Raw genomic sequence first — 7,348 nt, forward strand, 5'->3', positions numbered from 1 at the left:
CTGGAGCGGCCGATGCGCTACCTGTTCCGCCCGCCCGCGGGCGACGCCGCGGGCCTGCTCGCCCTGCCGTGGGAGCAGCCGCTGGAGGAGTGGGACCCGAGCCTGCTGCTGGAGGTGCCGCAGCGGGGGATCTCGCGGCACGTGGTGCGGTTCGTCGCGAGCGACGGTGCCGTGTACGCGCTGAAGGAGATATCGGAGGCCCTGGCGCGCCGGGAGTACTCGCTGCTGACCGGGTTCGAGGAGGACGGGCTGCCGTCGGTCTCGGTGCTCGGGTTGTGCGTGGACCGGCCGGGCGGTCAGCAGGCGATCCTGGTGACGCGGTACCTGGAGTACTCGATGTCCTACCGGTACCTGTTCTCCAGCCCCCGGCTGGAGCACTCCGTCGAGCGGCTGCTGGACCCGCTGGTGGAGCTGCTCGTCCGGTTGCACCTGGCGGGGATCTACTGGGGTGACTGCTCGCTGTCGAACACGCTGTTCCGGCTGGACGCGGGCAACCTGGCGGCCTACCTGGTCGACGCCGAGACCGCGGAACGCCACCCGAGCCTGTCGACCGCGCGGCGCGAGTACGACGTGGACCTGGCCGCCGAGAAGGTGGCCGGAGAGCTGATGGACCTCAGCGCGGGCGGTCTGCTGCCCGCCGGGATCGACCCGATCGAGGTGGCCGAGGCGCTGCCCGCGCGGTACGCGGACCTGTGGGACGAGGTGACGCACGAGGACGTGTTCCGCCTCGACGAGCAGCGCTACCGGGTGGCCGAGCGGCTGCGGCGGTTGAACGACCTGGGTTTCGACGTGGGCGAGGTCGAACTGGTGACCTCGCCGGACGGTGCTCGGCTGCGGGTGGACATCCGGGTGGCCGAACCCGGTCAGCACCGGCGGGAGCTGTTCCGGCTGACCGGGCTGGAGGTGCAGGAGGGGCAGGCGCGGCGGCTGCTCAACGACCTCCGGTCCTTCCGGGCGTACCTGGAGCAGCGCGACGGCAGGCCGGTCGCCGAGACCACGGCGGGCCACCACTGGCTCAACGAGGTGTACCGGCCGGTGGTGGACGCGATCCCGCCCGACCCGACGGGGCGGCGGGCACCGGCGGAGATCTTCCACGAGGTGCTGGAGCACCGGTGGCTGGAGTCCGAGCGGGCGGGCCGCGACATCGGCACCACCGCCGCCGTCCGCTCGTACCTGGAGACCGTGGACGGCGACGGGACCGAGACCGTGCGCGGCGAGCTACTCGACGATCCAGACGGCGGCGTCGCCGGGGAGTAGGTCGGTCGGCGCCGGGACGGTGCTGGCCAGCAGGACCCGTCCTCCGGCGGGCAGCGGGACCGGTTCGGTGCCGGTGTTGACGACGCAGGTGAAGCCGGGGGCGCGGTCGAACGCGAGGACGTCGGGCCCGAGGTCGTCGCGGAACCGGAGCGAGCCGTCGCCGAGCGCCCCGGTGGCGCGGCGCAGCCCCAGCGCCGTCCGGTACAGCTCCAGCGTCGACGCGGGGTCGCCGGTCTGCGCGGCCACCGACAGCGGGCCCCAGTCGGCGGGCTGCGGCAGCCACGTCGCGGGTCCGGGACCGAAGCCGTACGGGGGAGCGACGCCCGACCACGGCAGCGGCACGCGGCAGCCGTCACGGCCCCGGTCGGTGTGGCCGGACCGCTGCCAGGTGGGGTCCTGCAACGCCTCGACCGGCAGGTCCTCCACCTCGGGCAGCCCCAGTTCCTCGCCCTGGTAGAGGTACGCGCCGCCGGGCAGCGCCAGCGTGAGCAGCACGGCGGCGCGGGCCCGGCGGAGGCCGAGCGCGAGGTCGGCGGCCGACCCGCCGACGCCCCTGCCCGCGACCTGCTCCAGCCGGGCGTAGCGCGACACGTGCCTGGCCACGTCGTGGTTGGACAGCACCCAGGTCGGCGGCGCGCCCACGGCGGCGTGCTCCTCCAGGGTCTCCTCGATGGTGCGGCGCAGGTCAGCCGCCCGCCACGGGGTCGTGAGGTAGTCGAAGTTGAACGCCGTGTGCAGCTCGTCGGGCCGCAGGTACCGCGAGAGCCGTTCGGGCTCGTCGACCCACGCCTCGGCGACGAAGATCCGCGGCGGGTCGTACTCCTCCGCCAGCGCGCGCCACTCCCGGTACACCTCGTGCACCTCGTCGCGGTCCCAGTGCGGGTGCGCGGTCCACGGTGCGCGGACGAGCTGCCCCTCCACCTCGACCCGGCTCGGCGGGTAGCGCTGCTCGCCGACGTCGGGCAGTCCCGGCTCCTTGATCAGCGAGTGGGCCACGTCGATGCGGAACCCGTCGACGCCGCGGTCGAACCAGAACCGCAGCGTGTCGGCGAAGTCGGCCCGCACCTCCGGGTGCTCCCAGTCGAGGTCGGGCTGGGCGGGGTCGAACAGGTGCAGGTACCAGTCGCCGTCGGCGACCCTCGTCCACGCCGGGCCGCCGAACACGCTGCGCCAGTCGTTCGGCGGCAGGTCGTCCCGGCCGCGGCGGAACAGGTAGCGGTCGCGGGCGGGCGAGCCGGGACCGGCCGCGAGGGCTTCGCGGAACCACGGGTGCTCGGAGGAGGTGTGGTTCGGGACGATGTCCAGCAGCACCCGCAGGCCGCGGTCGTGCGCCTCGGCGATCAGGTGCTCGGCGTCGGCGAGCGTGCCGAACCGGGGTTCGACGGCCCGGTAGTCGCTCACGTCGTACCCCGCGTCGACCATCGGCGACGGGTACCACGGGTTGATCCAGAGCGCGTCCGCCCCGAGGTCGGCGATGTGGTCCAGCCGGGAGCGGAGCCCGGTGATGTCGCCGAGCCCGTCGCCGTCACCGTCGGCGAAGCTGCGGATGTAGACCTGGTAGATCACCGCGCTGCGCCACCACTCCCGCTGAGCCACCTCGTGCCCCGCCCCTCTTCCCGTCAGACCCGGCCGTCCTCGATGGTGCGCCGGCGCGCGGCTCCGCGCTCGTCGGCACCGCGTGCGACAACGGTGTGGAAGCGCTCCCACGTTCGCGGTAGGTTCGTCGGCGGACCGGCCCTCCCGGCCGCGGTTTCGAAGGAGCACCGACATGGGCGCCGTCACCGAGAGCATCACCAAGAACCGGCAGTCCACCGCCGTGCTGCGCGCCATGGTCGCGCGGGCCTACGGCGAGGACCGGGCGCCCGAGGGCGACGACTGGGCCGAGGAGCTGACCAACGGCTGGTTCAACGTGGCCTACCGGATCCGCCTGCGCGACGGTGAGCGCGTGGTGCTCAAGATCGCTCCGCCGCGGGGCGTCGAGGTGATGACCTACGAGCGCGACCTGATGCGCACGGAGGTGGCCGCGCTGGCCCTCGTCCGCGAGCGCACCGGTGTCCCGGTGCCCGCCGTGCACTTCCACGACGACAGCCGCGAGCTGTGCGACGCGGAGTACTTCTTCATGGAGTTCGTCGACGGCGACAACTTCGGCGTCATCGGGGAGACCCTGACCGAGGAGGAGCGGGACGCCTACTGGGAGGCCATCGGGGTGGCCAACCGCGAGCTGAACACCGTGCCGGGCGACCACTTCGGCCCGCTGCTGGGGACCGGGGAACCGGGGGCGACGTGGCGGCGGGTGTTCACGGGGATCGTCGAGGACGTGCTGCGCGACGGCGAGCGGCGGGCCGTCGACCTCGGCTGGGACTACGCCGTCTTCCGGAAGATCGTCGCGGACCGCGCCGACAGCCTCGACGAGGTGACCGAGCCCGTCTTCGTCGAGTGGGACCTGTGGGACGGCAACGCCATCGTCCGCGACGGCGCGCTGGTGGGCATCATCGACCACGAGCGCGCGCTCTACGGCGACCCGCTGATGGAGGGCGGGTTCGCCGCGGACAGCCTGGAGAGCTTCCCCGGCGACTCCGCGAGCTTCGTCCGCGGGTACGGCTGGGCGCCGTCGACCCCCGCCGAGCTGACGCGGCGCAAGCTCTACACGCTGCACCTGCTGCTGGTCATGGTCGTCGAGACCGTGTACCGCGGGCACACCGACCCGTCGCAGTACGACTTCTCCCGCGCCCAGCTGGACGCGCTGGTGGAGACGTTCGGCGTCCGGCGGTGACGGCCGGTTGACCGGCGACCAGGCCGCCGCGCTCGGCACGCGGCCGATCGGGCGCCTGCTGTGGAGCTCCTCGTTCCAGTCGACGATCTCCGTCGCCACCTACGGGATCTACGCCCTGACGAACGCCTGGTTCGTGTCCCGCGGCGTGGGTGCCCTCGCGTTCGCCGCGGTCAACCTGGTCGCGCCCGTCCTGATGGTCCTCGGCGCGGTCACGACGACCGTCGGCGTGGGCGGCGCGTCGCTGGTGTCCCGCAGCCTCGGGCGCGGCGACCTCCGGCAGGCCGCGCGGGCGACCGGCACGGCGTTCGTCGTGTACTGGGCGACGGCGCTCGTGATCACGGTGGCGGGCCTGGTGTTCCTCGACCCGCTGCTGACGCTGCTCGGCGCGACGGACGAGACCCGCGGGTACGCCCACGAGTACGGGGTGGTCGTCCTGGCGGGGGCGATCACCGCGACGGGGTTCTCCAGCCTGGTCCGCGCCGAGGGGCGGATGCGGTTCTCCACGATGCTGTGGGTCGTCCCGGTGCTCTGCCAGATCGTGCTCGACCCCGTGCTGATCTTCGGCTTCGGCCTGGGCGTGCGGGGGGCCGCGCTGGGCACGGTCGGCGGCCAGGCGGTGTCGATGGGCATGAGCCTGTGGTTCTTCTTCGTCCAGCGGAACCGCCCGTACCGCGTCACCGCCGCCGACCTGCGCCCCCACTGGCCCACCCTGCGGCGGCTGGTCGCCGTGGGCGCGCCGTCCTTCCTCGGCGGCTTCGGCTCCACGCTGGTCGTCGCGCTCGTCAACAACCTGCTGGTGGTCCTGGGCGGGCCGGTGCTGATGGGCGCCTACGCGATCTGCGCCCGCATCGGCACGTTCGTGCTGATGCCGCAGCTCGGCATCTCCCAGGGGATGCAGCCGCTGATCGGCTACAACGCCGGGCTGGGCCTGACCGACCGGGTCGACCGGACGCGCACCCTCGCCCTGCGGGCCTCGCTGGTCTGCGGAACGTTCGCGTGCGCGGGGGTCCTGGTCGCCGCCGGACCGCTGGTGGCGGTGTTCACCGACGACCCGGCCGTGCGGGGCGCGGCCACCGGCGCCCTGCGGGTGCTGGCGCTCGCGTACCCCCTCGCGGGGATCGCGATCCTCGTGTCGGCCTACTTCCAGGCGATCGGCCGCGCGCTCCCGTCGTACGCGCTCTCGACCGGGTCGATCGTCGTGGTGCGGGTGCCGGTCCTGCTCGTGTTCAGCCTCTTCGGCGTCGGGTGGCTGTGGATCAGCTTCCCGGTGGCCGAACTCGTGGCCGCCGCGGCGGCGCTGGCGATCCTGCGGGCGCTCGGGGGTGGCCGTGCGGCGTGGCGGCCACCCCCGGACGTCCGTGGCGTCAGGCGCAGGTGACGGTGGCGTCCGCCCAGTCCGCGTGGTCGTACCTGGCACCGTCCACAGTGGGCAGGACGGCGAGGTGCACGTACTGCTGACCGGTCACGTCGGCCGTGATCCGCCTGGCCCCGTCGGTGCCGCGCACCACACCGCTGGTGGCGATCTGCCTGCCCCCGGCCCACACCTCCATCGTCACGCTGCCGTTGTCCCCGGTCTCGTCGTCGAGCCCCACCCACGCCTGGAAGCTCGTGCACCGGCCGCCGAGGTGGTAGCGCACCTCGCTGCGGGCGTGCACGCCGATCCCGCGCGCGTAGGCCGTGCCGCCGATGGTCAGGGTGCGGCCGTCACCCGCCGCCCGTTCACCGTTGCTGCGGTCGACCTCCACCGGCCCGTAGGCGCTGGCGGCCAGGCTCGCCGACAGCGCGGACACCTGCGTCGTGCCGGGCGGCGGCGTGGCGAACGCCCCCGCGCGGCTGACTCGGTAGACCACCGTGCCGTGCGCCGGGACCGACGCGCTGATGGTGCCGGACGTCGTGGTGACCGCCTTCGACCACAGGTCGGTCAGGCGGTAGGAGGTGGCGTTGCCGAGACCCGCGGCGGCGGCCGTCGTGCTGATCGTCGCGGTCGAGCCGTTCTCGTTGAACAGCGCCACGGCCACGTCGCCGTCGTCCAGCGGCTTGGTCAGCACGTGCAGGCCGTTCGCGTCGGCGATCTCCGTCGCCTGCACGCCGAGGCCGTCCTGGTCGAGCGCGATCACGTCGCGGTTGGTGAGGATCGCGTACGTCGCCTCGCTCGCGCCGCGCAGGTCCGCGCCGATCAGCAGCGGGGCGTTCATCATCGACCAGAGCGTGAAGTGGCTGCGGTACTCGGTGTCGGTCATGCCGCCGTTGCCGACCTCCAGCATGTCCGGGTCGTTCCAGGCCCCGCGCTGCGAGTCCGTCGACCGCTGCACGTTGGCCTTGAAGATGTTCAGCATGCTGCCCCAGGTGTCCTCGATGTCACCCGTGGTGCGCCAGAGGTTGCCGACGGGCTGCGCCCAGTCCCACGGCGCGTTCGAACCCCACTCGCAGATGGAGAACACGATGGGCCTGCCGGTGGCGCGCAGGGCGTCGCGCATGGTCGTGTACCGCTGCTGGGCGCTCTGGCCGAGGTGGTCGCCGCAGTTGTCGTACTTCAGGTAGTCGACGCCCCAGGAGGCGAAGAGGTTCGCGTCCTGCTGCTCGTGGCCGATGCCGCCGGGGAACCCCTGAGCGTCGCAGGTCTTCGTGCCCGCGCTGGTGTAGATGCCGAACTTCAGGCCCTTGCCGTGCACGTAGTCGGCGACCGCCTTGATGCCGTTGGGGAAGCGGGTCCGGTTCGGCACGAGGTTCCCGCTCGCGTCGCGGTTCGGCTCGGCCCAGCAGTCGTCGAGGTTGACGTAGGTGTACCCGGCGTCCTTGAGGCCGCGCGAGACGAACAGGTCGGCGATGCCGCGGACCATCTGCTCGTTGAAGTCGGCGCGGCAGTGGGTGGAGTTCCAGTTGTTGAAGCCCATCGGGGGTGTCTGGGCCAGGCCGTTCTCCAGCGCGGCGGCGGGGGTGCTGGGGACGACGACGGATCCGATCACGGTGAGCAGTCCGAGCAGGGCGGAGCCGAGTGCTGTACGACGCTTCGTCGCGTGGTTCATGCAGCCTCAATCCTTCGGAATCTAACAACACTGATCACAAAATCGATCAGAATCATCGGACCCGAACAGAAGGAGGCGGTCAAGGGCGGATCGGGGGATTCCTGGCCGTGGTGGTCGTGGGAACGTTCCCGGCGGGAGGGGTGCGCGGTGAGGCGGCGGTGCCTTCGTGGGGTGCGCGGTGCCCGTGCGGGGTGTGCGTTCGGGCGTGGTGGTTCGTGGGGTGCGGATCGGGTGCTGTGTTCGCGCGGGGAGTGCGGTCCTCGGACAGGCGGGGGTGTCTGTGCGGGTGCGC

General features: G+C 72.7%; 5 protein-coding genes. 3 read left to right on the forward strand and 2 right to left on the reverse strand.

What is annotated here, in order from left to right; all coding sequences use genetic code 11:
• Nucleotides 1–12 precede the first annotated feature (12 nt).
• Nucleotides 13–1,257 carry a DUF4032 domain-containing protein gene (locus tag AC156L_RS08245; protein ID WP_330873940.1) on the forward strand — a complete coding sequence of 415 codons (1,245 nt, stop codon included), beginning with the start codon at nucleotides 13–15 and terminating at the stop codon, nucleotides 1,255–1,257.
• Here AC156L_RS08245 and AC156L_RS08250 read toward each other — a convergent pair.
• Nucleotides 1,219–2,853 (reverse strand): glycoside hydrolase family 13 protein, encoded by a 1,635-nt coding sequence (locus tag AC156L_RS08250; protein WP_330873941.1) that lies wholly within the window; start codon nucleotides 2,851–2,853, stop codon nucleotides 1,219–1,221. The two genes, AC156L_RS08245 and AC156L_RS08250, sit on opposite strands and share 39 nt — an antisense overlap.
• Nucleotides 2,854–3,025: 172 nt before the next feature.
• Between AC156L_RS08250 and AC156L_RS08255 the strand changes: the two genes are divergently transcribed.
• Entirely contained in the window at nucleotides 3,026–4,030 is a 1,005-nt protein-coding gene (locus AC156L_RS08255; protein WP_330873942.1) for a phosphotransferase family protein, read from the forward strand.
• Nucleotides 4,031–4,037: 7 nt separating this feature from the next.
• Nucleotides 4,038–5,408 carry an MATE family efflux transporter gene (locus AC156L_RS08260; RefSeq protein ID WP_330873943.1) on the forward strand — a complete coding sequence of 457 codons (1,371 nt, stop codon included), beginning with the start codon at nucleotides 4,038–4,040 and terminating at the stop codon, nucleotides 5,406–5,408.
• Here the strand turns inward: AC156L_RS08260 and AC156L_RS08265 are convergent.
• The gene (locus AC156L_RS08265; RefSeq protein ID WP_330873944.1) at nucleotides 5,395–7,056 is read right to left on the reverse strand and encodes an NPCBM/NEW2 domain-containing protein; all 1,662 of its coding nucleotides are present in this window, start codon (nucleotides 7,054–7,056) and stop codon (nucleotides 5,395–5,397) included. The genes AC156L_RS08260 and AC156L_RS08265 overlap by 14 nt on opposite strands.
• Between the last annotated feature and the right edge of the window lie 292 nt (nucleotides 7,057–7,348).

It is taken from the genome of Umezawaea sp. (genome assembly GCF_057122925.1).